This window comes from Commensalibacter sp. M0268, from assembly GCF_016101925.1.
GTDB classification, from domain to species: domain Bacteria; phylum Pseudomonadota; class Alphaproteobacteria; order Acetobacterales; family Acetobacteraceae; genus Commensalibacter; species Commensalibacter melissae.
This window is the reverse complement of record NZ_JACFPQ010000003.1, coordinates 96,991-123,317: the sequence shown is the minus strand read 5'-3', so window position 1 is coordinate 123,317 and position 26,327 is coordinate 96,991. Positions and strand designations below refer to the sequence as shown.

The window sequence follows — 26,327 nt, the reverse complement described above, 5'->3', positions numbered from 1 at the left end:
GATTTTTTTAGGAAAAACAAGGTATCTGTCAGGAATTGGCAATATCCAACCCGTTTAAATGGTGGAGCCAAGGGGAATCGAACCCCTGACCTTCTGAATGCCATTCAGACGCTCTCCCAACTGAGCTATGGCCCCTTTTGAAAAAAATATATAACGGTTAAACCTGTAGATGGCAAGTTAAAAATGGTAACTTTTAATTTTTATCAAATGATGAAAAATTCAGACAATATTCCGGCTTTCTTTGATCAATCCCCACTTCAGGAAAGATATTCAAAACAAAATCCGAAAATATCTATCATCCGAACAGCAATTATTGATTGAACCAACAACAAACATCCCGGATTTCATCAATTATTCAGGTTTAGTCGCAAAAGCGATCGCAAAACGGTTCCAGGCATTGATAACATTAATGGTAACCGTCAACTCGACAATTTCCTGATCATCAAAATGTTTTCTGACCTGACTGTAAATTTCATCAGGGGCATGTTTTTCCGATACAAGCGTCAGTGTTTCCGTCCATAATAAGGCTGCCTGTTCCCGCTCATTGAAATAGGATGTCTCCCGCCAGGCACTGAGGGTCAAGATCCGTTTCAAATCCTCGCCCGCAGCCAGGGCATCCCTGGTATGCATATCAATACAGAAAGCGCAGCCATTAATCTGGGAAGCCCTTATCTTTACCAATTCCCTCAATGAAACGGGAAGGATTGACTTTTTTGAAACCTCTTCCAAATTCCACATGGCCTTCATCATTTCAGGAGCGGCCTTAAAATAATTCAGTCGTTTTTCTACCATCTCAAATTCCCTTTCTAAAATAAATTTTGGTTTCCCATAATAAAAAATACCTATTATAAGGTGTATTTACAATAAATTTTATTCTCGGTTTTTCCAAATCGATTCCGACAATTTTTCATCTGATTTTATGATTGGGGTACAATGAGGTACATGGGGATTAAATTTCAAGAAAAACAGTCAGGTACTGAGTACCGGGGATTGTACCCTTTTTTATTTTTCAGTGAGTTGTACACAGGTTTGGTTTAACAATATCTGGATAACCTAAATTTATTTAATGAATTCAACCTATTAAAAACTGTACACTCTGTTGGAAAAATGGGGTACATTTTTTAAATAACGGGTACCACAGTACTAACAGGATTTATAAACAAACATCAAAAAATTTAAATTTTCTTTTTATTTTAAAGGACATGAAAAAGAAAAAAAAATTTGATACTGTTTTATCAAGACGAAAAAGAAAGAATATGAATGTTAAAATCTGAAAAAAAATTGATGAAAGTTCTGAAAGGGGAAAAAATATGGCCACCCCCTTTATGGATGATGCGACAGGCAGGAAGATTTTTACCTGAATTTCGAAAATTAAGGGAACAGGCAGATTTTCTTACACGTTGTCTGACACCTGATCTTGCCGTTGAAATAACATTGCAACCCATAAGACGTTTTGCTTTTGACACCGCCATCCTTTTTTCAGATATTTTAATCCTGCCATGGGCGATGGGACAAAAATTACAGTTTGTTGAAGGAAAAGGCCCCATTTTACACCCTATTCATTCGGAGGAGGATCTTAAAAAACTTCATCCGGAACAGATTGATAAAAAAATTGAACCGGTCCTGATCACCCTGCAAAATCTGAATAAATTGCTTAATAATGGTGAATCGATTGGAAAAGCCTCACCTGGATCGGTAACCCTGATGGGATTTACAGGATCGCCTTTTACAGTTGCCTGTTACATGGTTGAAGGTAAATCCTCGAAAGATTTTTCAACTGTGTTTAAAATGATTTATCAAAATCCCGACTTGTTTGATAAGATCATTGATCTTCTTGCAGAAACAACAGCAACCTATCTTTGTCATCAAGTAAGGGCCGGTGCCGAAACCATTATGCTTTTTGACAGTTGGGCAGGTCTGCTCCCTTCAACCCTGTTTCAGCGTTATGTCATTGATCCCACCCGACAAATCATTGACAGAATCAGACAGGTCTATCCTCTGGTCCCGATTATCGGTTTCCCGCGGTTGGCTGGGACACAACTGCTAACCTATATTGAACGGACCGGTTTAAATACGGTTGGAGTTGATCAATATAACGATATATCCTTCTTAAACCGTCAGGTATCCCCCACAATTGGATTCCAGGGTAATCTTGATCCCTTGTGTCTGTTATATGGCGGGAACATGCTTCAGAAGGAAATTCATCGCTTATGTCATGAATTGAAAAACAGGCCGCATATTTTTAATCTAGGTCATGGAATATTACCTGCAACCCCTATTGAACATGTCGAAGAATTGGTTAACACTGTACATAATTTGAAATAATTGGGAGATTGGGAATGGACGATAGAATAAAACAGGTCATTCAACAGGCACCGCAGGCAGTTCATACTAATGGATCTTTAAAACTGGTTATTTTTGATTGCGATGGTGTTCTGGTTGAAAGTGAGCATATTGTCGCAGAAATTATGGGAAATGAAGCTCGTCAATATGGATGGAACATAACCGATAAACAGGCCCGTGAAGAATTTACCGGGGTGCAAATGGTGGATATCGGAAAAAAGATAGCCAAGCATGCAAAAAGGAATTTACCGGATAACTGGGCTGAGGAAGCACATAAAAAGGTTGTCGAGGGCATGTTCGGCAATGTGGAAAAAATTCCTGGCGTTGAATCAATTCTGCAAACCCTACATGATTTGAAAATACCTTATCGTGTCGGCTCGAATTCCTCACAGGAGGAAATGAAAACAAAATTTGAGAAAACCGGATTGATGAAGTGGTTTCCCAAGGATCGTATTCATTCTGCTTATGAGGTTAGAAATTCAAAGCCTTTTCCTGACCTTTATTTGTATGCTGCTGAAAAAGAGGGGGTTAACCCTGATGAATGTCTGGTTATCGAGGATTCTGATACAGGTTTAAAAGCTGCCTATGATGCGGGGATGGCCTGTATGTTATTGAGGGATTTAAATAAAGCAGCACCAAATTATAAAGGGGTCATCCGTGTTGATTCTCTTCAGAAAGCTACCGATATCATAAAGGAAATTGTTCAATCTCAGCATAACAGGGAACATTAGTAATGATGTCCTCTCTATTGCCTTATGTTCTGTGGATAAAAGCTTTGCATGTCATTTCAGTTATTGCCTGGATGGCAGGTCAGTTTTACTTGCCCCGGTTATTTGTCTATCATTGTCAGGTAAACAAAGAAACAGATGAAAATGAAAGATTTAAAATAATGGAGTATAAATTGCTTCGTTATATTATTAATCCTGCAATGATGGCGGCTTTTTTATTTGGAATTTTATTGGCCTTGACTCCTGGGATCATTGATTGGCATGCAAAATGGTGGGTGGTTAAGCTGGTGGCTTTATTGATCTTAACAGGATATCATGGGTTTTGTTCACGTTGGCGTCGGCAATTTGCTGCAAATAACAATCATCATTCTGAAAAATTTTATCGCTGGATGAATGAGATTCCTACAATATTAATGATTATTATTGTTATCATGGTTATTGTGCAGCCTTTTTAATATTTTAAAAACATTTTTAATTACAGTAATTGTTACAAATATAAATTGTAACAATTGCTGTTTATACAGGATCAGTCCTTAATCATTATCTTTCTGGGAAGCGTTACAACTGACCCATTGATAGGATTTTGGAGAGGATTTGTTATAGGATAACATGAACTGATTTTTTTCTTTTTGACAGATATTGTTTTGTTTTAGCAAACCAAGAACAGTTGAATATTCTTTCTCGCAGGTTTCCCTATTATTTTTTTCCTCTTTGCATTTTCTAGCCAGTGCAGCCTGTTGTCTGAATAAGGGATATAGATCTGGAGGAACGATATTGGGTATATCCATTGTCGTGAATTCATCAATTTTTGAGGAAAATGGAGGGGGAAGAATAATGTAATGATCTTTGGCGAAATTCTCCATTTCATTTATTGCCTTATTGATTCCCGCCAGGGGAATAGTGTAATTTTTTTGTTCATCAACAATTAATGTGAATATTTTTTGTTGTTTCAGATTATTGATAAATTGAACGGTACTAATAGGTTCCAGGACAGTTTTGTAAGTGCCTGTTTCCTCTTTCTTTAGTTCACAGGTAAAATCACCAACATCTAGTTCAATAACGGGTTGATTGCTCTGTAATTTGTTAAGGGTAATGGAAATTCTTAATGAATAGCTGTAAGGATGCAATTTTATTGCAAGATCATTATTCTGTCCGGTATAAGTTAACCAGGTTCGAGTGTAATTTTTGGTTAGCGACCAGTTTTCATAATGATCTTCTTGAATAAAAAAAGGATCTTTTGCATTGGTTTTTGCAATGAAGCTATTGCAAATAATCATAAGAAATATAAAAATGTATAAAAATTTTTTTAACATAGAATTTCCTTTAAAAAATAACAAAAAGAATGAAATATATCAGGATTTTAATAATATTAAAAAAAATATAGAGTAATTAATCTTTATATTTTAAAAAATATTTGTTAATTAAAGTTATTATTGTAATATAAATTAATGTTATTAATTGTTTTTTCTTTCCTTCGTAAATATATAAAGGTGAATACTACGATACAATTCTAAACTTATTATTGAGAAAGTTGCAAAATGACCAATACACGAATTCCCACATATTTACATATTGTAAGCACAATCGGAATTCTTACGGCATGTTTTATGTATGTATCTTATATTCCTCAAATTATCAATAATCTTAATGGTCATCCAACTCCACCTTATCAGCCCGCTGTGGCTGCCGTAAACTGTATACTGTGGGTATGGTATGCTGTACGTGTCAAAAACTGGCCCGTAGCGATCGCGAATGCTCCTGGAATTTTATTTGGAATTATCGCTGCGATTACTGCATTGTTTTATCAATAAAATAATTTTTCGAACTAATTTTCGTAATAGAAAACTTGCAATAATTCTAAGGTAAAGAACAAAAATGTTAGAAAAAGATCAAATTCCCAAATACATTCATATTGTGGGTTGGATAGCCACCATAACAGCATGTTGTATGTATGTTTCATATGTTTTTCAGATTATTGATAATCTTCATGGTCAAATTACACCTCCCTATCAACCGGCTGTGGCTGCTGTAAATGGTGCATTATGGGTTTGGTACGCTGTTAAAATCAAAGACTGGCCCGTGGCAATCTCAAACGCTCCAGGTATTGTTTTTGGTGCGATTGCTTGTATAACTGCAATACAATTCTGATTATCACATGAATTCTTGATTATATTGCTTTGTATATCTATTAAACAGCAAAGCAATATAACGTTTAAATAATAAAATTATTATAAAAAAGTATTGGCAAATATATGTGGAAAATTAAGAAAGTAAATATATAATAACAATAAATTGAATTGATAATAATTATAAATATTAAAGATAATAATTCTTTAACTTTATGGATAAAGGATTATTTTTATGAATACAGAAAAGCCTTTATTTGGTTTTATGACGGTTCCTTTGATTTGGGGATATATTGCAATTGCGATATTTATGGCCGGTGATGGATTTGAGGCCGCTTTTTTATCGAAATATATAACTGATATAGGATTTTCTGAAGCACAGTCAGGTTTTGTCTTTACTGTCTATGGGTTAATGGTTGCCTTGTCCGCATGGTGTTCTGGGGTTGTTGCGGAAATTATTACTCCACAAAAAGCGATGTTTGCAGGATTTGCCATTTGGGCAGTCATGCATATATTCTTCATGATATTTGGCCTCACCTATCACAATTATTGGATGATGGTGATTTTTTATGGCATTCGAGGACTTGGTTATCCTTTGTTTTTATATTCTTTTGTTGTGCTTGTTATTTACAATGTTGATAAATTGCAAATTTCTAATGCAATGGGATGGTTTTGGGCGGCATATTCTGTTGGGTTTGGTGTTATAGGTGGTTTTTTGCCAGGATTTATAAATCCGGTGATTGGGGAATACAATACTTTATGGATGTCTCTGGGTTGGGTTATTGTCGGTGGACTGATTGCATTAATTACGTTGCATAATGCAAGGACCAACAGGGAAAAAGCCAATCTGACTTTTAAAGAGAAAACAGCTGAATTAGGTCAGGCAATTACCATCTTATTCAGAAACAAGAATATATTTATGGCTGCGCTGGTTCGTATCATTAATACGACACCTTTATTTGGATTTGCTGTTGTAATGCCTTGGTTTTTAGTTGGAAAAACATCCCAGGATCATGGATTGGGATTTTCTAAAACTGAATGGCAAAATATCTGGACACTATTTTTGTTTGTTACGATTTTTACAAATATTTTATGGGGTATTTTGGCAGATTATATTGGTTGGTTACGGCAAGTACGCTGGGTTGGTTGTATTGGTGGTGTTTTTGCCGCCTTATTAACGTTATTGATTAAAGTGAAACAGCCTTCAAAAGAGGACAGGATCAAATTTCGAGAAAATGGTATTGAACCAGAATACGATCAGATTATTTTGGAAAATTAGATTATGATAAAACAAAACTGTCAGTAATATTTATTCTGACAGTTTTTTGTAATTAATTTATATAATTCTCGTTATCAATATTTAATGTCTGGCCAGATATATAATTTGAGTCAGAAAATGCCAGAAACAAGGCCGCTCCCATAAAGGTTGCATGTCAAAAATTCCTGCGCTATTAAATAAAATGTCAACTTTATTAAAGTTTTGGAGAGTGGTTGACAGAATTTGTTATATATCCTCTTTTTTACTGATATCAGCAGTGAGAGTAATAAATTGATCTTCAAGTAATAAGTGCAATTCATGAAGGTTTTTTAAATCGACAAGAACACACTTGATATCTTCTTCTAAATATTTAAGTGCGATTGCTTTACTTATACCGCTATCTGCTCCCGTAACAATAACCGTTTTGCCTTTGAGTTTCGTAAAACTACCTTTTTTTGAAATAAATATTTTATTTATAGGTAATATAATAGTGTTTTAGTTTATTTTTATTTGATTTTATAAATAAGGATTTACAAAATCAATTATATTTAATTGATACCAATAGTCTGACCACCATCCACAATCATGGCATGACCAGTAGTAAAGGCAGCTTCTTTGGAACTAAGCCATAATACAGCAGCAGCGATTTCCTCAGGTCTACCAAGACGGCCAATAGGTTCTTGAGCAATTACACGAGCTTTTCCTTCAGGCGTACCACCACTGAATCGCTCAATCATTGGCGTGTCAATAATACCAGGACAAATGGCATTGATCCGAATGTTTGATTTTGCATAATCAAGTGCGGCACATTTGGTAAGACCGATAATACCAAATTTAGTCGCGGCATAAGCAGCTTGCCCTTTAATACCAATAATGCCTGCACTGGAAGAAGTATTAACGATTGATCCCCCATCATTCCTAAGCATAACAGGAATAAGATATTTCATACATAAGAAAACACCATTTAGGTTTATATTAATATAATGGTACCAATCGTCTTCTGTAACTTCACCAATCGGTCCAACAGGTTGTTCAACACCAGCATTATTAAATGCTAGATCAATATGACCAAACGTGGCAACTGCACGATCGACAGTATTTTTTATCTGTTGGCTATTTCTTACATCAGCAGTAATAGCCAAGGCATGTTGCCCAATTTTTTCAATAAGGTTTACGGTTTCCTCCAACCTAATTTCGTCCAGATCCACTAAAATTATATTTGCTCCTTCTCTTGCAAAAGCAAGGGCTGTGGCCTTACCAATACCTCTTGCTGCACCTGTAATAAAGGCAACTTTATCAGTAAAACGTTTATTTTGATTTATAGTCATTTTTTAATTCCTTTTTCCTAGTAGCAATTTAATGAAAATTATTATTTATTCTTTTGTTTAGGGAATCAGTACAGTGGCTTTTGTGAGTTTGCGTAACTCAAGTTGCTGATGGGCTTCAGCAGCGTGTGCCAAAGATAACTGAAAAGGTGATTGAATTTTTACAATATTATTCGAAACAATATCAAAAAACTTTTTACTCATGGAAAGCACGTCGGAACGTTTGGAAAGATATGTTGTTAAGCCAGGCCAAGTTGCATAAAGCGATCCTTTTTTTAATAAAGTTAGAATATCAAAAGGCGGAATAGGTCCTGAAGAAAAGCCAAAACTAACAAAACAACCAAAAGGACGCAGGCAATCCAGTGAACCAGGAAAGGTTTTTTTGCCAATACTATCATAAACAACATGACATCCCTGACCATGAATGATGGCTTTAATTTGAAAGGTTTGTCGGATTAAAAACCGGGCTGTTAATCCTTTGAGTAAGGATGCGGCTGCAGTTTCATAAGAGATGTTATCAGGCAAGGGTACAAGAAAATGTACAGGAACAATTGTTTGTTCTGCATAAGCACCCAAGGTTTCGATATAAGCTACTCGATCCCCAACGGAAAAATCTTTTACTCCCTCACCAATGGCAATAATATCGCCAGCCCCCTCTTTACCTGGAATAAATGGAAGTGGTGTATTAAAAATCCCTTTTCTTAAATAAATATCGACAAAATTGACTCCAATTGCTCGATTACGGATAAGAACCTCTCCAGCTTTGGGGTGAACAATAGGTATCTCTTCATAATTTAAAACATTTGGATCACCATAATTATGAATTTATATGGCTTTCATTATCTGTATTCCTAGATTTGTAAATGTATTTTCAATTCGTGTCGTAGATTTTTTAATAAAATCAATAGAATGGATGATTTAAAAATTGCGGATGGATTTAATTATAAAGGGAATAGATTAACGTGATTAGATTTAATAAGTTTTATGTGGTTATGAGAAAAAATCACAAATAAAAATATTGAATTTCAAGATCATCTGTATGAATTTCTTGATATTGATTCAAATTTTTCAAGTAAACTGTTAATAGAGATTGATTTAATCTCTATATCGAATAGCTTGAATAAAATTAGAAAAGGCTAACGACATGTTTCTACGATTGGGATAATATAGGTGAAATCCTTGGAGAACAGGGCATCAATCATTCAATGTCTCTTGTAATTGACCATTGTGTAAATAAGGTGCAGCAAGTGGTTGGGGAATAAAGGCCAAATCTATTCCATCAAGGGCACTATTCAACATTTGTAAACTGCTATTTAAAATGAGAGGCCCATTAACTTTGACCGTGAATTTTTCATTATGTTTTCTGAATTCCTAGGCATAAATGTTTCCGGAATTATTATGTCGAATATTGATGCATTTATGATGGATCAATTCATATGGGGTTGTTGGAAATGAATTTTGTTGAAAATAATCAGGAGACCCGACTACAGCCATGCGCCAATTGGTTCCTATACGAACAGCAATCATATCTTTGTCTATGGAATTTACAAGACGAATACCGGCATCAAATTTATGTTCTATAATATTTATAAATTCATAATTGATATGTAATTCTAAGATAATATCAGGGTATTGTATAAAAAAATCTTTTAAAAGAGGTCTTAGACACATTTCAATAGAATCATCAGTACAAGTTATTCTTATAGTACCTACTGGTTTACCACGTAATTCATTGATCTTTTCAAGTTTCAAATTTATTTGATTTAAATGAAATCCAACCGATGTTATTAATTGTTCACCAATTTTGGTTGGAGAAACATTGCGTGTCGTTCTGGCGAGTAATCGTAAACCAAGTTGTTCTTCAAGATCTTTGATTATATGGTTTAAAGCTGATGGAGTTATTCCTAATTCAGCTGCAGCTTTTGTAAAGCTTTTATTTCGTGCTACGGCCAAAAATGATTGCAATGCATTAAGTGTCGTTTTTTTCATTTTATTGTCAGAGGTTTGAAAAAAATAAGAATATTAAATTGAAGAATAAATTTTAAAGTTTGGTTAGAAATTAAAGAATTATTTCATATATATAGTGTATTCGAATTTCCATTCGAAACAATTTCAAATTTTGTATACAAGGAAAACCTGTAATAAATTTTATCTTTAAAAGATAAAAAATTATATGGTACTAGAATACTTCATTGATTGTTTGAACAGTTTTGAAATTAAGATAATGAGCTATGCAGTAAAAGAAATTTTTCTTACCTTGCAGGGAGAAGGCTATTTTGCAGGCAGGACAGCGGTTTTTTGCCGTTTCTCCGGTTGTAACTTGTGGTCCGGACAGGAAAAAGACCGAGCTACTGCGATTTGTCAGTTTTGTGATACAGATTTTGTCGGAATGGATGGTTCTGGTGGTGGACGATTTGAAGATGCAAATTCGTTGGCCATAGCTATTGAAAAACATTGGGGAGAAAGGGATACTTCCTATCGTTTTGTTGTTTTTACCGGAGGGGAACCTTTGTTGCAGCTAGATAAATCCTTGATTGATGTTCTGAAGAAAAATGGTTTTTTTATTGCTGTTGAGACAAATGGAACGATGCCTGTACCAAAAGGGGTGGATTGGATTTGTGTAAGTCCCAAACAAGGGGCTGCCCTAATGCAAATGCATGGGGATGAATTGAAATTAGTGTATCCACAAGAAGCGATGGATCCCCAGAAATTTGAATCATTATCTTTTAAGAGTTTTCGTTTGCAGCCTAGGGATGATGAGCAGAGAGATAAACATTTGCGTCAGGCAATCCAATACTGTCAGGATCACCCAAAATGGTATCTTTCATTGCAAACACATAAATTAATAGGAATTCCATAATGAAAAAAACAGCAGATTTTTCAGAAGGGGCCCTGGTTTTATTTTCGGGAGGCCAGGATTCAACAACCTGTTTGGCCTGGGCTTTGACACATTTCCCAATTGTTGAGACGCTAGGATTTGATTATGGACAACGTCATTTTGTGGAAATGGAATGCCGTTCGGTAATTCGCGAAAAGATCTTGAATATTCAACCGGAATGGAAAGAGCGTCTTGGAGAGGATCATATTTTGAAATTATCAGATTTGGGAGCGATTTCTGATACATCCTTAACGCGGGAAACCGAAATTGAATGGAATAAGCAGGGATTACCTTCGACTTTTGTTCCTGGAAGGAATTTACTTTTTTTAACTTATGCCGCGATTATTGCAAACAGAAGAAATTTGCGGCATTTGGTTGGTGGCATGTGTGAAACAGATTTTTCAGGATATCCTGATTGTCGGGACGATACGTTAAAAGCTTTGCAGGTTGCGCTTAATCTGGGAATGAATACGCGATTTGTTTTGCATACACCATTAATGTGGCTTGACAAGGCTGCAGAATGGAAATTGGCTGAAACTTTGGGAAATGATTCACTTATTGAATTAATCAATAAGGAAACACATAGTTGTTATTTTGGCGATCGTACCCATTATCATGAATGGGGATATGGTTGTGGTCATTGTCCTGCCTGCGAATTACGTCAGGCTGGATGGGAGACCTATTTGCGGCAAAAGGAAATGTTTGGTGTTTGATTTGGTTTTTACTCGTCGTTATTCTATGGGGCATCGTTTAATTCACGGGGCTGGAGATATTTGTGCCACACCGCATGGGCATAATGAAGAGGTGAGCGTTTATTTAAAGGCTCATGAAGCGGAAAGACTGGATGGTTCTGCAAATATGGTCCTTCCTTTCTATTATGCAAAAAAGAAATGGCATCAATTTGTGGATGGTTCCATAGATCATTCTTTTCAGCTTTCAGAAGATGATCCCCTTTTGCCCTGGTTTATCAAAAATGAACCAAAACGTGTAAGGCATTTAGTCGTGACACCAGGTGATCCAACAACTGAATTAATGGCTTGTTTATTAATGATCAAGGTCAATACAATTTTGGATGCAGAAAAAACCAGCTTATATTGTTTTAAAATCGATATCAAGGAAACCCCGACAAATACGGTCAGTTTTTCGGGCAATCCTTTTGATTTTGTTCCCCAATCGAAAAATGGACAAGGTCATTGGTGGGAACGACCGGATATGTCAATTTCTGATTTGGAAGTCTAGAGGGTGAGTTGATATAATATCGTGTGACGACTGGTACAATCTTCCAGTTCCATTGTTGTCGGAATATTATATTCATGAATAGGGAAAAGTTCTTCTTTGGGTAAATAATTACGTCCAGGATCTGCAATAATAACTTGTGCACCGGTGGCGGCACATTTTTTTAGCCAGGGCCAGATATGCTTGGTCATTGGGGCTTCATAACAAACGTCACCACAAAGAATCAGATCCCATTGACAAGGTAGTCCAACAATATTTTTGGAATTTTTATCTAGAAGAATATGATTGACCTTTGCATTTGATGCACACGCTTGCTGTGCCAGAGGGTCAATATCTGCGACTTCAATAAATTGCGCGTTGTTTTTGCCCGCTGCAATGGCGGCAATTCCACATCCTGCTGCAAAATCCAGGACTTTTTTCTGTTTAACAAATTGAGGATGATCTATAATATACCGTGCGAGAGCTTTTCCCCCAGGCCAGGCAAAAGCCCAGAAAGGCGGTTCAATATTTTGCTCGGCAAGCCAGTTTTCAGTCGCTTGCCAAATAGGTGTAATATCACTGGCTTGATAAAGTGAAATTTCCGGAACAAAATCAACTTCTTTTAAAATGGTATAATCGGAAATAAATTTTTGGAATAGTGCCGGATTCATTGAAAAATATTTCCCATTAATAAAGCCAGGGCGATCAATATACCGGCATCACGATTGGATTTGAACAATATTAGGCAACAGGTTGGGTTGCATAAGTCAAAGTTTTTAAGCTGCCATATAAAATGGCTCAAGGGTAAGAGAAGGGCACAGAAAGAAACCCAGCTATTCTGATTTAAAATCATGGCAATCAATAACATTATGATACAAAAGCCATAATTTGTACCCACGAAAATCTTTCCTGCCTCCCCGGCCCATCGGGCGGTTGATTTGACACCAATTCGTTGATCATCTTCTATATCTTGATATCCGTAAATAGTATCAAAACCGATTTGCCAAAAAATAGTTGCGGCATATAACGCAAATTGGGACCAGGATAAACAGCCTGTAGCGGCGGTATATCCAAGGGGGGCACCAAATCCAAATGTAAATCCCAGAACAAGTTGTGGCCAGGCAAAAATTCTTTTTGCACCAGGATAGAGAGCAACAAGAATTAGGGAGGAAGCGCCCAAAAGCCATGAAAGAGGATTTAGCTGTAATAGAATGAGAAAACCAAGAGCCAAGAGAACAAGTAAAAAACAAACTGCTTTTTTTAGGGAAATTGTATTATTTGCAAGGGGCCTTTGTTGTGTTCTGGCAACCTGACGGTCAAAATCACGATCCCATATATCATTTACCACACAACCGGCGCTGCGCATGATGATACTGCCCAGCGCAAAAAGAAATATGAGTTTTAAGCGTATTGCCCAATTGATTTGATGGGGTAATAGGATTCCCCATAACCCCGGGATAAAGAGAAGCCAGTTTCCAATCGGGCGATCCAGTCTGGATAAGATGGCATAAGGTTTTAAGGAAGACGGTAAAAAATTAATCCAACTTGATAAATTGATATCAGAATATGATGATTTTTGATTCACAGTTAATTCCAAAAGGTAAATTTGTGCCTGAATATCGAGGATGGTGTAAAAGCTTTATGGATTTTATAGTATAAAACTGTTTTTTTACTAGAAAAAGATTGTTTGAATATTTTGTTACAGAATGGTGGAATGAATGTCTTTTGTACCGCGTATCTATATTGATTTAGATCAATCTATAACATTGGTTGCAAATGAACCTTGTTATTTATCCGCTACGATTGCTCATTATCTAGGAAATGTTTTACGGTTGAAAAAAGGTGGCAGGGTTATTTTGTTTAATAACCGAGATGGAGAGTGGATTGGTGAAATAGAGCATATATCCAAAAACAAAGGGGTTGTTCATCTGTTGGAGCAGGTAAGGTTACCCATTCTTGCTCATGGACCAACCTTGCTTTTTGCACCCTTGAAACGAGATGCAACAGATTTGGCTGTTCGTATGGCGACTGAATTGGGGGTCAGAATTATTCAGCCTGTTCAGACATTGCGAACAAACAGTCGAAGAATTAAAGATGAAAGGTTACTGGCTATCGCCAAAGAGGCTGCAGAACAAAGTAACCGTTTGACCATTCCCGAAATAAGGTCACTTTGTTCCCTATTCGAAATTTGTGATGTTTGGCCACAGGACAAGCCTTTGCTGATAGCGCTAGAGCGTGGAAATGAAAGAAAGATTGATGCAACTTTTCAACCATTATATAATGGAAACGAGGGGCTCCTTATTGGTCCCGAAGGAGGGTTTGATGAATGTGAAATCGAAAAATTACTTTCCTATAAATTTATACTTCCTATATCCTTGGGAAATCTTGTTTTAAAAGCGGAAACAGCTATTGCTGCAGGACTTGCAAAATTATTTCCTTATGTAAAAGCTTAATATAGTATAATAATTACTTCTTTTTTAAAAATGTAAATGTAGATAGATTGTATATGTCCAGTTTAATTGATCATGATCAGACTTTAGTAACTTCCGTAAAACAATTGGCTGATTATTTGGCCGGTGGATGTAAACCTGTTCAAAATTGGCGTATTGGTACTGAGCATGAAAAATTTGGATTCATTAATTCTCAGAATGATCGTGATTATTTATTCCCTCCCGCTTATAAACCGGATGGAATAGAGGATGTTTTAAAAAATATTCAAGATCAGCATGAAAGCTGGCAGCCGCTTTACGATATGAATAACCTTATCGGATTTAATGGTGACAGGGGTGCGATTTCCCTTGAACCGGCTGGACAATTTGAGCTATCTGGGGCGCCTGTTGAAACTTTGCATGAAACGCGCCGGGAAATGGATTTGCATTTTCAGGATATGCATCGTGCTGCTGACTCTTTGGCATTGGGATTTTCTCCTTTGGGATTTCATCCGTTTGCACGACGTGACCAAATGCCCTGGATGCCGAAAAAGCGATATGAAATTATGAAAGCCTATATGCCAAAGGTTGGAAAACTTGGCCTGGATATGATGACAAGAACTTGTACAGTTCAGGTCAACCTGGATTTTTCTTCAGAAAAAGACATGGCACGTAAAATGCGTGTATCTTTGGCTTTACAGCCCATATTTACCGCTCTATTTGCAAATTCACCCTTTTATGAAGGAAAACCGAGCGGGTTGCAGTCAATGCGTGCATATATCTGGACAGATACGGATAATCAGCGTGCAGGTATGCCCGATGTTTTTTTTGACGATCATTTTGGTTTCGAACACTATATCGAGTGGCTGTTGGATGTGCCGATGTATTTTGTCATTCGTCATGGTAAGATGATTGATGTTTCTGGGGCATCTTTTCGGGCATGGATACAGGGTAGAACACCTGCGGGTTTGGAGCATGAGAAACTGACCATGGGAGATTTTAAAAACCATATAACAGTCGCCTTTCCTGATGTCCGTTTGAAACAATATCTTGAAATGCGGGGTGCGGATGCAGGATCAAGGGAAATGATGATTGCAATGTCGGCTTTCTGGACGGGATTATTGTATGATTCTTCAACATTGCTGGCTGTGGAAAAACTGGTCAGGGAACAGGAATGGTCTGTCTATAAAGCTTTAAGAAATAAAGTGATTGGACAGGGATTGTCAGCATCAATCGGTAGAGAAAACCTTAGGGAATTTATGAAGCGTCTTCTTCAGTTGGCTCAACAAGGATTGAAAAATCGCAATTTTAAGGATGAGAATGGTGATGATGAAACCAAGTATCTGATTCCCCTATTTGAAATTGCTGAGGGAGGTCCAACCCAGTCTGAATATTGGTTACACCGTTATGAAACGGTTTGGGGGGGAGATGTAAGGCGAATTATGAAAGAGTCTATGATTTAGGGAAGATAAAAAATTAATTTTATTGTTCTTTGAGTCATTAAGGTTGAATATTGTAAATTAATAAATTGATTTTATAAAAGGAATTTAGTCATGTCGATTCAAAATTTTGAATTTTATAATCCAACACGTATCGTTTTCGGACAAAATACAATTGAAAAATTGAACAGCTTAGTTCCTAAAAATGCAAAAGTACTAATTACTATAGGAGGGGGCAGTGTTCGCAAAAATGGAACTCTTGCTGAGGTACAAAAGGCATTGGATGGTCGTCATGTCGAGATTTTTGAAGGAATAGAAGCCAATCCTATTTTTGAAACTCTCATGAAAGCTGTTGAGAAAATTCGTCAGGAAAATTTTGATTTTATATTGGGCGTTGGCGGAGGATCTGTCATGGACGGGACCAAATTTATCGCCGGGGCAGTACATTGCAAGGATGATCCTTGGAAATTGGTACTTGATGGTGGAAAAGATATTCAGCAGATTGTTCCTTTCGGATTTGTTTTGACCTTACCGGCAACAGGTTCGGAAATGAACAGTAATGCTGTTATCTCACGGAAGACAACAGAAGATAAATTGCCGATTAAAAACGAGCTTTTATATCCTGTATTTTCTATTCTGGATCCAACGAAAACATTCAGTTTACCGAAAAAGCAAGTTGCAAACGGAATTATTGATGCTTTTGTCCATACTACAGAACAATATTTGACTTATCCAGTTAATGGATCCATTCAAGATCGTTTTGCTGAAGGGATTTTGTTAACTTTAATTGAAGAGGGTCCAAAGACCTATAATAATCCAGAGGATTATGAATCTCGCGCAAATTTTGTATGGGCAGCAACAATGGCCCTAAATGGCTTGATTGCCGCAGGGGTTCCGGAAGATTGGGCCACTCATATGATTGGACATGAACTGACAATTTTGTATGGTCTTGATCATGGGCAGACTTTGGCGATTGTACTTCCATCCTTATTAGAGGAAATGCGTCAAGATAAACGTGAAAAACTTCTTCAATATGGTAAGAGAGTATGGGGATTAACAGGATATAGTGATGAAAAGATTATTGATGAAGCAATCAGCAAAACAAGGGAATTTTTTGAAAGTTTTGGTGTAAAAACCTATTTACACGAATATGATATTGATAATAATGCTGCGGAAAAGGTAATTGAGCAATTAAAGAGACATCATATGACCGCATTGGGGGAAAGAAAAAATATTACACCTGATGTAAGTTATCGTATTGTGCAGGCAAGTCTGTAACAATAATTACATTTCTGCTGAAAGGGTTTGGCCATGCGATTGTTGAAAGTTGTTTCCATTTGCTGTTTTATTGTTGTTTTGGAAATGGTGGGTTTAAGAAATCTTGCTTTTGCTCAGGATAAGACAGGGAATGCAATGACGGGTGTGACATTGACGTCCAAGCAGTTAAATAACATTCAGCAATTGGAAAATTGGATCAACAATCTGACAATAATGAAAGCCAATTTTCAGCAGATTGCCTCGAATGGTCAACGAAGCACTGGACAGGTTTGGATCAAGCGTCCAGGGCGGATTAGGTTTGAATATGATAAACCCAGTCAATTATTGTTGGTAGCGAATGAAGGGAAAATGGTTTTTCATGATGGAGCTGTTGGTCAAACAACCACCATTCCAATTGATCAAAATCCATTAGGACTGTTATTAAAGCCGGATCTTCATTTTTCCGGAGATGTCACGATTGTTAAATATGAAAAGGAAAATGGTTTAATTCAGGTCACGGTTGTCAGGACGGCCTCTCCTTCAGAGGGAAGCCTGACGTTGATATTCAATCAAAATTATATGGTTTTAAGAGGATGGGAGGTCGTTGATGCGCAGGGTCAGGTTACCAAAGTTGACCTGTATGACCTTCATCCTAAAAAATCTGTTTCTGATGAGTTATTTAACATTCATTTTAAGGATGATGAATAGGGATTATATTTTTTGCAGTTCAAGCGCACGTTTATAAACAATTTTTTTGGGCAAGTGAAGAGCGGTGGACACAACTTGGGCAGCGTCTTTAATGGACATTGTTTTTAAGGCCTCAATAAGATTTGCATCAAGATCTATCATATCATGGTTATTTTTTTCTGAAGAGGGGGGGGCCAATAATACAATCATTTCACCTTTTGGTGAGATTTGGGAAAATTGATCAAGCAAAGATTTTAAAGTACCACGTTGAATTTCTTCGAATTTTTTTGTCAATTCTCTAGCTACGGCTGCCTCACGATTTTCGCCAAAAACCTCTTTCAAATCTTTTAGCATATCGACCAATCGATGGGGTGCTTCATGCCAGATATAGGTTGGGGTCAGTCCTATATTTTCTACTGCCTTTAAGATAGCAAAAGAATTTTGCCGAGCTGTTGATTTTGGTGGCGGAAAACCAATAAATAAATAGGGATGTGGTGGAAGTCCTGATAAAGTTAATGCCATTAAAGCTGCATTTGCGCCTGGAATGGCCGTAATTTTAATATTTTCTTTTATGACAGCATGGGTTAGTTGATATCCTGGATCAGATACCAAAGGGGTGCCAGCATCAGAAATCAATGCAATTTTTTTACCCTGGTGAAGTAAATTTAAAACATGATGGATACGATGGGTTTCATTATGTTGATGCAGGCATTCGGTTGGGGTTATAATACCGTAGGTTGATAGAAGTTTTGCACTGACCCGTGTATCTTCACACAAAATCAAATCGCACTCCTGTAAAATCATTTTGGCACGAAAACTTAGGTCACCAAGATTGCCAATTGGTGTGGAAACCAAAAAAAATCGAGCATTATTTTCAATGCTACGATTATATTGGATTGTGTTAATATTTGATTGAATATTTTGTTTTTGCATTTTAATAATAACTGATAATCAGATTTTGATTAAATCAAAGGAGAATACTATTGATAGAGCAGAAAATACCTTTTAAACAAAATTGTTTAGGATTGAATTCTTTTATGGCAAATTTGTTAAAGGTCACTATCCCTGTATGCTTGCTGGCAGCTTGTTCTTCTAGTCATAGTGATAATAATACTCCTATTACGACACCTACTCAAAATTTGCAACAACCTTCCAAAAAACAAATTGGGCTTCTTCTTCCCTTGACGGGGAGAAATGGCGGATTGGGAAACAATATGTTAAAAGCCGCCCGGCTCGCCATTGATGAACCCTCTGCACTCGACGTTCATGATACGGCAGAAACGGGTGGGGCTTCTGCAGCAGCCCATAAAGCCATTGAGGCAGGTGATGGCATTATTCTTGGTCCTTTGACAGCTAAGGATACAACAGAGGTTGCAGCAGTGACTGGTGCGGTCAATATTCCGGTTCTTTCCTATAGCAGTAATGCTTCAATAGCATCTTCAAATGTGTGGATTTTTGGAATTACGCAAAATCAGCAAATTGAAACTTTGGTAAAAGCAGCCAAAAATGAAGGGCGAATGAAATTTGCAGCTTTTTTACCTGATAACAGTTTTGGTCGGGCAATGGCAGATGGATTAATTAAAAGTTGCTCTGATCAGGGATTGATGCAACCCACAATCGTGTATCATGCGGCTGACCTGTCTGACATCACACAAAAATTGAAATCAATGTCAAATTTTGATGAAAGAACGGAAGCGGCTAAAATAAACTCTCAAAACCAGAATTCAACTGATACCACTGCAGCGAATGGACCCAAGGAAGATGGAGATAGTTTACAAAATGAACTTATTCCTTCAAAACCTGAAAAAACGGTCGAGACAAAAAAACTGAAACTGGATAAACCTCCGTTTGACGCCTTGCTTTTGGCTGATACAGGATTACAGTTGCAGTCTGTTATCAATGCGATGAATGAAGTGCAGGTTTCTACAAGCCAGGTCAGGATTATGGGACCTACTTTATGGTCATCTTTTGCCGGTAAGTTGGGAAAATTAAAAGGGGCTTGGTATGTCGCGCCCAATCCGGTCAAACGTCAGGAATTTATCCGGCAATATATGGCAAGATATGGACAAACCCCAAAACCCCTAGCGGACTTCACCTATGATTCAGCTGCATTGGCAAACAGTTTGAGAAAACGTCCAGGTGGTTTCTCAATAGAAAATCTAACGCGGTCTGATGGATTTAATGGTATTGATGGCTTTTTTGCCCTGCATCCCGATGGAACAGTAAAACGTGATTTACAGATTTTTGAAATTCAGTCCTTTGGTGGAGGGAAAATGATTTCAACTCCAAAAGATAATACATCGGGCAGTATGACACATTAGGGTTTATAGTATTCTTTTGGCCATCTTTTATGCAGCCAGAGCCATTGCTCTGGTTGTTTCCTTATCCATTCTTCAATTTTGTCATTTATGCGTTGGGTTAATATTCGAACATTTTCTATATTGTTTTCGACTAGATCCGAATAATCAATGGGTGTTTCGACAATAATGCGCAGTCTTGCAGGTCCAAGTCGTTTTACATAACCGGGAATGATGGGACAACGTAATTTCAGGGCCAGGCTTGCAACAGCGGAAGAGGTCATTGCAGGTTTTCCAAAAAAATTAACCCGAATGCCATCATTCATCTTCTGATCACTTAGAACACCAAGTCTTTTTCCTTGTAAAAGGTGTCTTAATGCTTGTTTTGCCCCTTTTGCTCCCTTTGCAAACATGGGAATTTTTTGTTGCATGGCTTGATATCGTAATTGAAGGATAAGCTCATTTACATAGGGATTGCTAGCTGTACGGAAAAAAGAAGAAAAAGGAACCCCATATTGTGCAACCCCCGGTGGCAACATTTCCCAGTTTCCAAGATGACCTGATACAAATAAAACCGGTCCTTTACGCTTTGCCTGTTCAATTAAATAATTTTCCCCAATGATTTCCCAGCCCGCACCTTGTTTGGTATTTTGTTCAAGATTAGCAAGATGTGGAAATTCTCCAACCGTTCTTCCAAGATTTTCCCATACGCCTGCTATAATTTTTTGTCTTTCCTGCAAGGAGAGATCAGGCATGACAAATTTTATATTTCTATCAGCTATTTTGGAAACGGGAAGTTTCGTGCCAATTTTTTGACAAATCCATCCACCTAGATTGGAGGCTTGTTCTGGAGAAAGTTTTTGTAAGAGGTTAATACAAATTTCAGCGATCAGATATTCACCGTAATATAAACATTGTTTCAACCAATTGGAAATAATCTGACGGGATGGTAAGGGCAAGGACATGAAGGAAATTTTTATTGAATGGATTTTACTAAAACGGAATGGATGACAGTCTAAAAGATTACATAGAAAAGATATAGAGAAATCTTGAAAAATAAATTGGTTAGAAATGAATCATATGGAATATCTTTTGTAAAGATGCAGGATCGTGCCATGTCAAACAAACCTTTAGTGGAGTGGCCAAAGGTCTGAATTGATCTGGTAACCTAACATAGTCCTTGGGTGTTGTTACCAGGGGCAATTGATAATGGCGATGAAGTGATAAAAGCTTGTTTAGGTCTTTGTTTGTGTAATGATGATGATCTGGAAATGAAATTGTTTTTGAAAGGATAAGTTGGTTATCTTTTAAGGTTTGAAAAAATTTTTCAGGTCGTCCAATGCCTGCAAAGGCGATAACAGATTGATTAGAAAACTGTCGAATGGCAGGATTCATTGTTAGATTTGCCCTGAAAACGGGTACATGGGATGAAATCGTGGGTAAAAGCCCTGTTTTATCTTTGCCAATAAAAATACAGGTTTTGACTGTTTTAAGCCCTTGTATAACAGGTTGTCGTAAAGGGCCGGCAGGCAAAAGTCTTTGATTTCCAAAACCTGTTACACCATCAATAACTAGGATGGATAGATCTTTATACAGGGTAGGGTTTTGCAAACCATCATCCATGATTAGTAATTTTATAGGACTTTTCTTTATTGCTGCTTTGGCCGATGCGGCTCGATTGCCACCAATCCACGTTGGTGCAAGTCGGGCCAATAAAAGGGCTTCATCACCAACATCTTTGGCATTATGCTGATTGAGATCAACCATAAATGGTTCTGCAATTCTGCTTTTTCTTTTATAGCCACGCGTCAAAAAGGCGAAAGGAATTGATTGTTGTTGGCAATAATGACCCATTTCCAGCGCTACGGTAGTTTTTCCTGTGCCACCAATAGTCAAATTTCCACAACAGAGAACAGGAATAGGGGCATGCCATCCTGGTTTGTTTATTTGATAACGGGTGATAAGTGAGGTTATGAACGAAAAGGGGGTTAAAATTTTTGCTGTTGGTGTGGGAGGATATTGTTGCCAGAAAAAGGGAGCCTTCATATGGATTGCCTTGCTAATTTTAGAAGATGAGTGCCAATATCCGTAGCAAGATTGCTTTTTTGTTCCATGATTTCCAAGGCCAGGCAGGCTTGTTTTTTTCTCAATTGTGGGTTGGACAGCATTTTATCAACCCAGTTTGTCAGATCGTCTATGGTGTGAATTATTGTAACCGCTTTCTGCAAATGATAATAAGCCTGTCTGAAATTATGTATTTTGGGTCCAGTTGCAATGGTACAATTTAATCGCGCAGCTTCAAATGGATTATGTCCACCCCCTTTATGAACAACATCAAGACTGTTGCCTATGAATACAATGTCAACCAATCTGTAAAATAGTCCAAGCTCTCCTAAAGTGTCACAGAGCCATAAACCGTTTTCAAAAGGAAGCTCATGTTTACTGCGTTGGGCAACCATTCCTATTTCATTAATGATTTCCTGTCCTCGTTCAGGATGGCGTGGTACAATGATTGTAATAAGGTTGGGCCATTTTTTTCTTAATACAGCATGCGTTTTGGCAATAAGGGTTTCTTCGTTAGGATGGGTTGATGCTGCCAGCCAGATTGGAGAATTATTAAAATAGTTTTCTAACTCGACCAATTCTTGAGAATTAAAGTGGAGTTTTTGTGCTGTTTGTTTTAAATTGCCCAAATAATCGGTTGTAATCTGTAGATGTGCAAAATTATTTTGGTCATGTTCAGATTGGGAAACGATCCATTGAAAACGTGATAGAATGTTTTGGATAAGGGATGGACAAACTTTCCAGTTTTTTAATGAGCGATCGGAAAGGCGTCCGTTGATTAAAGCAAGTGGTATTTTTTTTTGGCAGGCCTCTTTGATAAGATTGGGCCAGATTTCACTTTCTGCCAGAACAATAAGGGATGGATGCCAATAAGTTAAAAAACGATTGATCCATTGTGGAATATCGAGGGGTATAAATTGATGAATAATATGTCTGGCTAATATTGGATGATGCGATATGAAATTTTCTAAGATACGAAAGGAGGTAACTGTTCCTGTTGTAATTAAAAAACTCTGGCTGGAATCCTGAATATGAATGGCTTGAATGACCGAAAAAATGGAAACAAGTTCTCCAACACTTGCGGCATGAAACTGTATGATTGAACCGGCAGGTCTGGATTGGGTAGGATAACCTTGCCTTTCTTTAAGGCGGTTGGGAATTTCTTTACCCTTTTTACAACGGTTTTGAAGATAAAATGGTAAAAAGGGAGACAAACAATTCGTTAATGCTGTCCAGGCTGATAAAAGAAAATGATCCTCAATTATGATTTTCATGATTGTGCCAGCTGGTTGGCTTGATGTAGTTGGTTAATGATTTCTGTTTCAATTATATCATAATTTTTCTTTGTGACCTTGATAGGTGTGCGACAAACCATTTTTCCTTTACCGAACGGTAAGGGGACGATCAATTTATCCCAGTTGTTTAGGCGTATTGAGCTGCAATAAGCTCCGACAGGTACGATTTTGGTTTTGGCAAGTAAGGCAAGCTTGATCAATCCCGGATGTAAATGATGGCGTGGGCCTCTTGGCCCATCGGGCATGATGGCGATTAGATGACCTGTTTTGGATAATTTTAGAAGTTTGCGGAAAGCGGTCGCCCCACCTTTATCTTGTCCATTTTTATTGGCAGATCCTTGTACTGTCCATATTCGCCACGGATTAACAATTTTGCTGATGAGGCGTCCATCATTATTTTTACTAATAAGTACATATAGGGTAAGATAAGGGTTCTGAGGTAAGGCCCACCACCACAAACGTGGTGAAAGGATCAGGGTTTCATGCCAAAAAATGACAATGGCGGGTTGACCATCCCTACAAGTAAGTAAAGAGCGTGCTTGCGGGTCAATATCAAATTGCCAACATGTTGTTTGTAAGGCCAGTTTTAAATAACCTCTTAAAATAAAGATTAAACTATTTTGAATTATTTTTTTTATGGAAGCAAACATTTGAAAATGGATAAAATGCTGTTTGAAACTGATGGTGATAAAGATTTACATATGATTGATATAGGAATCTATTGTACAATTTGAACAAGATTTTATTTTATTAGTTAGATAACAGTATATTTTAAAATATATCGTTACTTGTAAGAGACCTAAAGCTTTCTTACCAAACCCTGTTTGGGCTCTTTTAAAACGGAAGACTGAAAACCGATTGTAAAATGCTGTCTATTTTCTTTCCAACTTGCTATATTGGCATTATCTGGGATCAAGATGGTTGTAAAACCAACCCTGGTTAGAAATTGATATTGATCGGGAAGAATATGCCCAATTGCCCGTAATTCTCCTGTAAATTTTAGATGCTCTCTGATTTGGCGAGCTTGTGAAAAAGCCCTGCCATCTTTAAAAGAGGGAAATTCCAGGACAATAAGGGAGAGCTTTTCAAGATAAGGTCTTAAGTGTTCAATATCTTGATCGCATGGCAATAAAACACCAAGTGGTTGATGAATTTTATCGATATTGTCAAGTGTGGATAAAAGCGTTTGCGACAGGATCGGATAATCAGGTAACGATGTTGGTAAATTATTTTCAATTACAATCCAGGGGTTATCAATAATTTCACCATCTTTAAGCAGTAGCATAGACAATTTCCTTGAATGGGCTGATACCTAGGCGGTTGTAAGTATCAATAAAATATTCATTTTCATGACGTTGCTCAAGATAAAAATCAATTAGCCTGCGAACGGCATCAACCGCTTCCTCCGCAGTAAGTGCCGCTCCTAGTATGGCACCTATTGCGGCTCTGCCTTTATAGGAAGATCCGCCAAGTTTTATTTGATAGAATTCCTCCCCCTTTTTATTAACCCCCAAAACACCAATATTCATGATATGATGATGGGCACAGGAATTGATACATCCATCGACTCCAATATGTATGGGACCTATTTTTTCCTGTAAACGGATATCCTGAAATAGAGACATTATTTCCTTGGCGACAGAGATTGACCGCGCATTTGCCAAGGAGCAGTAATCAAGTCCGGGACAGCAGACGATATCTGTAATTAATCCCTGATTTGGCATTGCCAGCCGATATTTTTGCAAAGCCTGCCATAGAAAAAATAATTGGTCTTTTCTGACATGCCCCAAGACAAGATTTTGTAAATGAGTCACACGAATTTCCCCGAAGGAATATTCCTCTGCCAGATTGGCCAGAGCATTCATTTGATCTGCTGTCATGTCACCAGGTGTTTCCCCGATGTTTTTAAGGGAAATGACGGTTGCTATATAATCTTTATGAAAATGAGGGTGGCTGTTATGTTTTACCCATCGGTCAAATTCCGGATTGTTTTGCTGATGTTTTTTCATGGTTTCAGAAGCGTTTGGGATATCGGCAAGATTGGGATGACCAAAACGTTTGTGAATCGAATTTATGATATCGTCAGACAAACGGTATTGTTCTAAATCCATGGTATCAAATTCTTTATCAACCTGTTTGCGATAAGCATCTATACCAAGATTCTCTACAAGAATTTTGATTCTCGATTTATATAAATTATTTCGACTTCCATGCAGATTATAAACACGGATAATGGCTTCAAGATAAGCAAGCAAATGTTCAGGGGGCAAGTCATCACGGATGATTTTACCTTTAACCGGAATGCGGCCCAGGCCACCACCAACCCAGATTTCAAAAACGGGTTTATTCTGTTCATTGCGACGGGTTAATATGCCAATATCATAAAAACAAGCAGCGATACGATCATTTGAAGAGCCACTTATAGCAATCTTGAACTTTCGGGGCAAAAATGAAAATTCAGGGTGAAGCGTTGACCATTGACGCATAATTTCTGCATAAATACGGGGATCCAAGATCTCATCTTGCGCCACACCAGCAAACTCATCACTGGTGATATTACGGATACAATTTCCACTGGTTTGGATGGTATGGATTTCAACAGATGCCAGATATGTTAGAATATCGGGGACCTCCTCTAGTTTTGTCCAATGAAATTGTATGTTCTGACGGGTAGTGAAATGACCATATCCACGATCGTAGTAACGGGCAATATATGCCAAACCACGCAACATTTTTGATGATAAAATACCATATGGGATGGCGACACGAAGCATATAGGAATGTAATTGAAGGTATACACCATTCATCAATCGTAAAGGTTTAAATTCATCTTCAGAAAGTTCACCATTCAGCCGTCTTTCAATCTGTGACCTGAATTGATTGATTCTTTCTTTTAAAAAATCAAAATCAATTTCGTCATAGTTATAACGACCAATGGCTTTTATGGAGTTTGAATCGGTATCATGGGATGGAAACTGTTTCATTG

Annotated in this window: 29 protein-coding genes and 1 tRNA gene; 14 read left to right on the top strand and 16 right to left on the bottom strand. The window is 37.3% G+C overall.

Features of this window, described 5'->3' with window-relative positions; all coding sequences use genetic code 11:
- Positions 1–59: 59 nt before the first annotated feature.
- Together H3R28_RS06115 and H3R28_RS06110 are read right to left on the bottom strand one after the other, a co-directional pair.
- Positions 60–135 (bottom strand) — tRNA-Ala (locus H3R28_RS06115).
- Between the two features lie 216 nt (positions 136–351).
- Positions 352–792, bottom strand: a complete 441-nt coding sequence (locus H3R28_RS06110; RefSeq protein WP_198210205.1) for a carboxymuconolactone decarboxylase family protein — start codon at positions 790–792, stop codon at positions 352–354.
- A gap of 468 nt (positions 793–1,260) precedes the next feature.
- Between H3R28_RS06110 and hemE the strand changes: the two genes are divergently transcribed.
- The 3 genes from hemE to hemJ are packed head-to-tail and all read left to right on the top strand — an operon-like array spanning position 1,261 to position 3,526.
- Positions 1,261–2,325, top strand: a complete 1,065-nt coding sequence (gene hemE / locus H3R28_RS06105) for a uroporphyrinogen decarboxylase (RefSeq protein WP_198210203.1) — start codon at positions 1,261–1,263, stop codon at positions 2,323–2,325.
- A 14-nt stretch (positions 2,326–2,339) separates the two neighbouring features.
- Positions 2,340–3,074 carry an HAD family phosphatase gene (locus tag H3R28_RS06100; protein WP_198210201.1) on the top strand — a complete coding sequence of 245 codons (735 nt, stop codon included), beginning with the start codon at positions 2,340–2,342 and terminating at the stop codon, positions 3,072–3,074.
- Between the two features lie 2 nt (positions 3,075–3,076).
- Complete coding sequence (gene hemJ, locus H3R28_RS06095; protein ID WP_110439218.1) at positions 3,077–3,526, top strand: protoporphyrinogen oxidase HemJ; 450 nt, start codon at positions 3,077–3,079, stop codon at positions 3,524–3,526.
- A 78-nt stretch (positions 3,527–3,604) separates the two neighbouring features.
- Here hemJ and H3R28_RS06090 read toward each other — a convergent pair whose 3' ends face one another.
- Entirely contained in the window at positions 3,605–4,384 is a 780-nt protein-coding gene (locus tag H3R28_RS06090; RefSeq protein ID WP_198210199.1) for a hypothetical protein, read from the bottom strand.
- Between the two features lie 225 nt (positions 4,385–4,609).
- On the opposite strand from H3R28_RS06090, the gene H3R28_RS06085 reads away from it, so the two are divergent.
- From H3R28_RS06085 to H3R28_RS06075, 3 genes are all read left to right on the top strand, one after another.
- Complete coding sequence (locus H3R28_RS06085; protein WP_110439220.1) at positions 4,610–4,882, top strand: hypothetical protein; 273 nt, start codon at positions 4,610–4,612, stop codon at positions 4,880–4,882.
- A 64-nt stretch (positions 4,883–4,946) separates the two neighbouring features.
- Positions 4,947–5,219 carry a hypothetical protein gene (locus H3R28_RS06080; RefSeq protein ID WP_110439221.1) on the top strand — a complete coding sequence of 91 codons (273 nt, stop codon included), beginning with the start codon at positions 4,947–4,949 and terminating at the stop codon, positions 5,217–5,219.
- A gap of 213 nt (positions 5,220–5,432) precedes the next feature.
- On the top strand, positions 5,433–6,476 hold the full coding sequence (locus H3R28_RS06075) for an MFS transporter (RefSeq protein WP_198210197.1): 1,044 nt from the start codon (positions 5,433–5,435) through the stop codon (positions 6,474–6,476).
- Positions 6,477–6,701: 225 nt separating this feature from the next.
- On the opposite strand, the gene H3R28_RS09075 is transcribed toward H3R28_RS06075, so the two are convergent.
- From H3R28_RS09075 to H3R28_RS06050, 4 genes are all read right to left on the bottom strand, one after another.
- A complete protein-coding gene (locus tag H3R28_RS09075) occupies positions 6,702–6,872 on the bottom strand; it encodes an SDR family NAD(P)-dependent oxidoreductase (protein ID WP_370552899.1) in 171 nt (56 codons plus the stop codon).
- 131 nt (positions 6,873–7,003) lie between these two features.
- A complete protein-coding gene (locus tag H3R28_RS06065; protein WP_198210195.1) occupies positions 7,004–7,783 on the bottom strand; it encodes an SDR family NAD(P)-dependent oxidoreductase in 780 nt (259 codons plus the stop codon).
- Between the two features lie 57 nt (positions 7,784–7,840).
- Complete coding sequence (locus H3R28_RS06060) at positions 7,841–8,557, bottom strand: alcohol dehydrogenase catalytic domain-containing protein (protein ID WP_408869245.1); 717 nt, start codon at positions 8,555–8,557, stop codon at positions 7,841–7,843.
- Between the two features lie 594 nt (positions 8,558–9,151).
- Positions 9,152–9,769: a LysR family transcriptional regulator gene (locus H3R28_RS06050; RefSeq protein ID WP_198210192.1), complete on the bottom strand. Its 618-nt coding sequence runs from the start codon at positions 9,767–9,769 to the stop codon at positions 9,152–9,154.
- Between the two features lie 235 nt (positions 9,770–10,004).
- On the opposite strand from H3R28_RS06050, the gene queE reads away from it, so the two are divergent.
- The 3 genes from queE to H3R28_RS06035 are packed head-to-tail and all read left to right on the top strand — an operon-like array spanning position 10,005 to position 11,897.
- Positions 10,005–10,640, top strand: coding sequence for a 7-carboxy-7-deazaguanine synthase (queE, locus tag H3R28_RS06045; RefSeq protein WP_198210190.1), 636 nt, complete (start codon positions 10,005–10,007; stop codon positions 10,638–10,640).
- On the top strand, positions 10,640–11,371 hold the full coding sequence (gene queC / locus H3R28_RS06040; RefSeq protein ID WP_198210188.1) for a 7-cyano-7-deazaguanine synthase QueC: 732 nt from the start codon (positions 10,640–10,642) through the stop codon (positions 11,369–11,371). The genes queE and queC overlap by 1 nt, the downstream gene beginning before the upstream one ends.
- The gene (locus H3R28_RS06035; protein ID WP_198210179.1) at positions 11,364–11,897 is read left to right on the top strand and encodes a 6-carboxytetrahydropterin synthase; all 534 of its coding nucleotides are present in this window, start codon (positions 11,364–11,366) and stop codon (positions 11,895–11,897) included. The genes queC and H3R28_RS06035 overlap by 8 nt, the downstream gene beginning before the upstream one ends.
- On the opposite strand, the gene H3R28_RS06030 is transcribed toward H3R28_RS06035, so the two are convergent.
- The gene (locus H3R28_RS06030) at positions 11,894–12,544 is read right to left on the bottom strand and encodes a methyltransferase (RefSeq protein ID WP_198210177.1); all 651 of its coding nucleotides are present in this window, start codon (positions 12,542–12,544) and stop codon (positions 11,894–11,896) included. The two genes, H3R28_RS06035 and H3R28_RS06030, sit on opposite strands and share 4 nt — an antisense overlap.
- Complete coding sequence (gene ubiA, locus H3R28_RS06025; protein ID WP_122124217.1) at positions 12,541–13,458, bottom strand: 4-hydroxybenzoate octaprenyltransferase; 918 nt, start codon at positions 13,456–13,458, stop codon at positions 12,541–12,543. The genes H3R28_RS06030 and ubiA overlap by 4 nt, the downstream gene beginning before the upstream one ends.
- Before the next feature lie 133 nt (positions 13,459–13,591).
- Here ubiA and H3R28_RS06020 point away from each other — a divergent pair, with 133 nt between their 5' ends.
- The 4 genes from H3R28_RS06020 (at position 13,592) to H3R28_RS06005 (ending at position 17,706) form a co-directional block, all read left to right on the top strand.
- On the top strand, positions 13,592–14,326 hold the full coding sequence (locus tag H3R28_RS06020; protein WP_198210175.1) for a 16S rRNA (uracil(1498)-N(3))-methyltransferase: 735 nt from the start codon (positions 13,592–13,594) through the stop codon (positions 14,324–14,326).
- 53 nt (positions 14,327–14,379) lie between these two features.
- Entirely contained in the window at positions 14,380–15,765 is a 1,386-nt protein-coding gene (locus tag H3R28_RS06015; RefSeq protein WP_155568684.1) for a glutamate--cysteine ligase, read from the top strand.
- Positions 15,766–15,855: 90 nt separating this feature from the next.
- The gene (locus H3R28_RS06010; protein WP_232351245.1) at positions 15,856–17,019 is read left to right on the top strand and encodes an iron-containing alcohol dehydrogenase; all 1,164 of its coding nucleotides are present in this window, start codon (positions 15,856–15,858) and stop codon (positions 17,017–17,019) included.
- A 33-nt stretch (positions 17,020–17,052) separates the two neighbouring features.
- Positions 17,053–17,706, top strand: a complete 654-nt coding sequence (locus tag H3R28_RS06005) for an outer membrane lipoprotein carrier protein LolA (protein ID WP_198210173.1) — start codon at positions 17,053–17,055, stop codon at positions 17,704–17,706.
- 3 nt (positions 17,707–17,709) lie between these two features.
- On the opposite strand, the gene rsmI is transcribed toward H3R28_RS06005, so the two are convergent.
- Positions 17,710–18,618 carry a 16S rRNA (cytidine(1402)-2'-O)-methyltransferase gene (gene rsmI, locus H3R28_RS06000; protein WP_198210171.1) on the bottom strand — a complete coding sequence of 303 codons (909 nt, stop codon included), beginning with the start codon at positions 18,616–18,618 and terminating at the stop codon, positions 17,710–17,712.
- A 104-nt stretch (positions 18,619–18,722) separates the two neighbouring features.
- Here rsmI and H3R28_RS05995 point away from each other — a divergent pair, with 104 nt between their 5' ends.
- Entirely contained in the window at positions 18,723–20,006 is a 1,284-nt protein-coding gene (locus tag H3R28_RS05995; RefSeq protein ID WP_198210169.1) for a penicillin-binding protein activator, read from the top strand.
- Here the strand turns inward: H3R28_RS05995 and H3R28_RS05990 are convergent.
- From H3R28_RS05990 to H3R28_RS05965, 6 genes are all read right to left on the bottom strand, one after another.
- Positions 20,003–20,947 carry a lysophospholipid acyltransferase family protein gene (locus H3R28_RS05990; RefSeq protein WP_198210167.1) on the bottom strand — a complete coding sequence of 315 codons (945 nt, stop codon included), beginning with the start codon at positions 20,945–20,947 and terminating at the stop codon, positions 20,003–20,005. The two genes, H3R28_RS05995 and H3R28_RS05990, sit on opposite strands and share 4 nt — an antisense overlap.
- Before the next feature lie 100 nt (positions 20,948–21,047).
- Positions 21,048–22,028: a tetraacyldisaccharide 4'-kinase gene (gene lpxK, locus H3R28_RS05985; protein ID WP_198210165.1), complete on the bottom strand. Its 981-nt coding sequence runs from the start codon at positions 22,026–22,028 to the stop codon at positions 21,048–21,050.
- Positions 22,025–23,320, bottom strand: coding sequence for a 3-deoxy-D-manno-octulosonic acid transferase (locus H3R28_RS05980; protein ID WP_198210164.1), 1,296 nt, complete (start codon positions 23,318–23,320; stop codon positions 22,025–22,027). Before H3R28_RS05980 ends, lpxK begins: the two co-directional genes overlap by 4 nt.
- On the bottom strand, positions 23,317–23,991 hold the full coding sequence (locus H3R28_RS05975; RefSeq protein WP_198210162.1) for a lysophospholipid acyltransferase family protein: 675 nt from the start codon (positions 23,989–23,991) through the stop codon (positions 23,317–23,319). The genes H3R28_RS05980 and H3R28_RS05975 overlap by 4 nt, the downstream gene beginning before the upstream one ends.
- A gap of 149 nt (positions 23,992–24,140) precedes the next feature.
- Complete coding sequence (locus H3R28_RS05970) at positions 24,141–24,626, bottom strand: DUF934 domain-containing protein (protein WP_155566170.1); 486 nt, start codon at positions 24,624–24,626, stop codon at positions 24,141–24,143.
- Positions 24,613–26,325, bottom strand: coding sequence for a nitrite/sulfite reductase (locus H3R28_RS05965; protein ID WP_198210160.1), 1,713 nt, complete (start codon positions 26,323–26,325; stop codon positions 24,613–24,615). The genes H3R28_RS05970 and H3R28_RS05965 overlap by 14 nt, the downstream gene beginning before the upstream one ends.
- Positions 26,326–26,327 lie beyond the last annotated feature (2 nt).

Excerpts from the sequence above, each read along its gene's own strand:
- H3R28_RS06110 (WP_198210205.1), bottom strand. The coding sequence starts at position 792 with ATGGTAGAAAAACGACTGAATTATTTTAAGGCCGCTCCTGAAATGATG.
- hemE (WP_198210203.1), top strand. The coding sequence starts at position 1,261 with ATGTTAAAATCTGAAAAAAAATTGATGAAAGTTCTGAAAGGGGAAAAA.
- H3R28_RS06100 (WP_198210201.1), top strand. The coding sequence starts at position 2,340 with ATGGACGATAGAATAAAACAGGTCATTCAACAGGCACCGCAGGCAGTT.
- hemJ (WP_110439218.1), top strand. The coding sequence starts at position 3,077 with ATGATGTCCTCTCTATTGCCTTATGTTCTGTGGATAAAAGCTTTGCAT.
- H3R28_RS06090 (WP_198210199.1), bottom strand. The coding sequence starts at position 4,384 with ATGTTAAAAAAATTTTTATACATTTTTATATTTCTTATGATTATTTGC.
- H3R28_RS06085 (WP_110439220.1), top strand. The coding sequence starts at position 4,610 with ATGACCAATACACGAATTCCCACATATTTACATATTGTAAGCACAATC.
- H3R28_RS06080 (WP_110439221.1), top strand. The coding sequence starts at position 4,947 with ATGTTAGAAAAAGATCAAATTCCCAAATACATTCATATTGTGGGTTGG.
- H3R28_RS06075 (WP_198210197.1), top strand. The coding sequence starts at position 5,433 with ATGAATACAGAAAAGCCTTTATTTGGTTTTATGACGGTTCCTTTGATT.
- H3R28_RS06065 (WP_198210195.1), bottom strand. The coding sequence starts at position 7,783 with ATGACTATAAATCAAAATAAACGTTTTACTGATAAAGTTGCCTTTATT.
- H3R28_RS06050 (WP_198210192.1), bottom strand. The coding sequence starts at position 9,769 with ATGAAAAAAACGACACTTAATGCATTGCAATCATTTTTGGCCGTAGCA.
- queE (WP_198210190.1), top strand. The coding sequence starts at position 10,005 with ATGAGCTATGCAGTAAAAGAAATTTTTCTTACCTTGCAGGGAGAAGGC.
- queC (WP_198210188.1), top strand. The coding sequence starts at position 10,640 with ATGAAAAAAACAGCAGATTTTTCAGAAGGGGCCCTGGTTTTATTTTCG.
- H3R28_RS06030 (WP_198210177.1), bottom strand. The coding sequence starts at position 12,544 with ATGAATCCGGCACTATTCCAAAAATTTATTTCCGATTATACCATTTTA.
- H3R28_RS06020 (WP_198210175.1), top strand. The coding sequence starts at position 13,592 with ATGTCTTTTGTACCGCGTATCTATATTGATTTAGATCAATCTATAACA.
- H3R28_RS06015 (WP_155568684.1), top strand. The coding sequence starts at position 14,380 with ATGTCCAGTTTAATTGATCATGATCAGACTTTAGTAACTTCCGTAAAA.
- H3R28_RS06010 (WP_232351245.1), top strand. The coding sequence starts at position 15,856 with ATGTCGATTCAAAATTTTGAATTTTATAATCCAACACGTATCGTTTTC.
- H3R28_RS06005 (WP_198210173.1), top strand. The coding sequence starts at position 17,053 with ATGCGATTGTTGAAAGTTGTTTCCATTTGCTGTTTTATTGTTGTTTTG.
- rsmI (WP_198210171.1), bottom strand. The coding sequence starts at position 18,618 with ATGCAAAAACAAAATATTCAATCAAATATTAACACAATCCAATATAAT.
- H3R28_RS05995 (WP_198210169.1), top strand. The coding sequence starts at position 18,723 with ATGGCAAATTTGTTAAAGGTCACTATCCCTGTATGCTTGCTGGCAGCT.
- H3R28_RS05990 (WP_198210167.1), bottom strand. The coding sequence starts at position 20,947 with ATGTCCTTGCCCTTACCATCCCGTCAGATTATTTCCAATTGGTTGAAA.
- lpxK (WP_198210165.1), bottom strand. The coding sequence starts at position 22,028 with ATGAAGGCTCCCTTTTTCTGGCAACAATATCCTCCCACACCAACAGCA.
- H3R28_RS05980 (WP_198210164.1), bottom strand. The coding sequence starts at position 23,320 with ATGAAAATCATAATTGAGGATCATTTTCTTTTATCAGCCTGGACAGCA.
- H3R28_RS05975 (WP_198210162.1), bottom strand. The coding sequence starts at position 23,991 with ATGTTTGCTTCCATAAAAAAAATAATTCAAAATAGTTTAATCTTTATT.
- H3R28_RS05970 (WP_155566170.1), bottom strand. The coding sequence starts at position 24,626 with ATGCTACTGCTTAAAGATGGTGAAATTATTGATAACCCCTGGATTGTA.
- H3R28_RS05965 (WP_198210160.1), bottom strand. The coding sequence starts at position 26,325 with ATGAAACAGTTTCCATCCCATGATACCGATTCAAACTCCATAAAAGCC.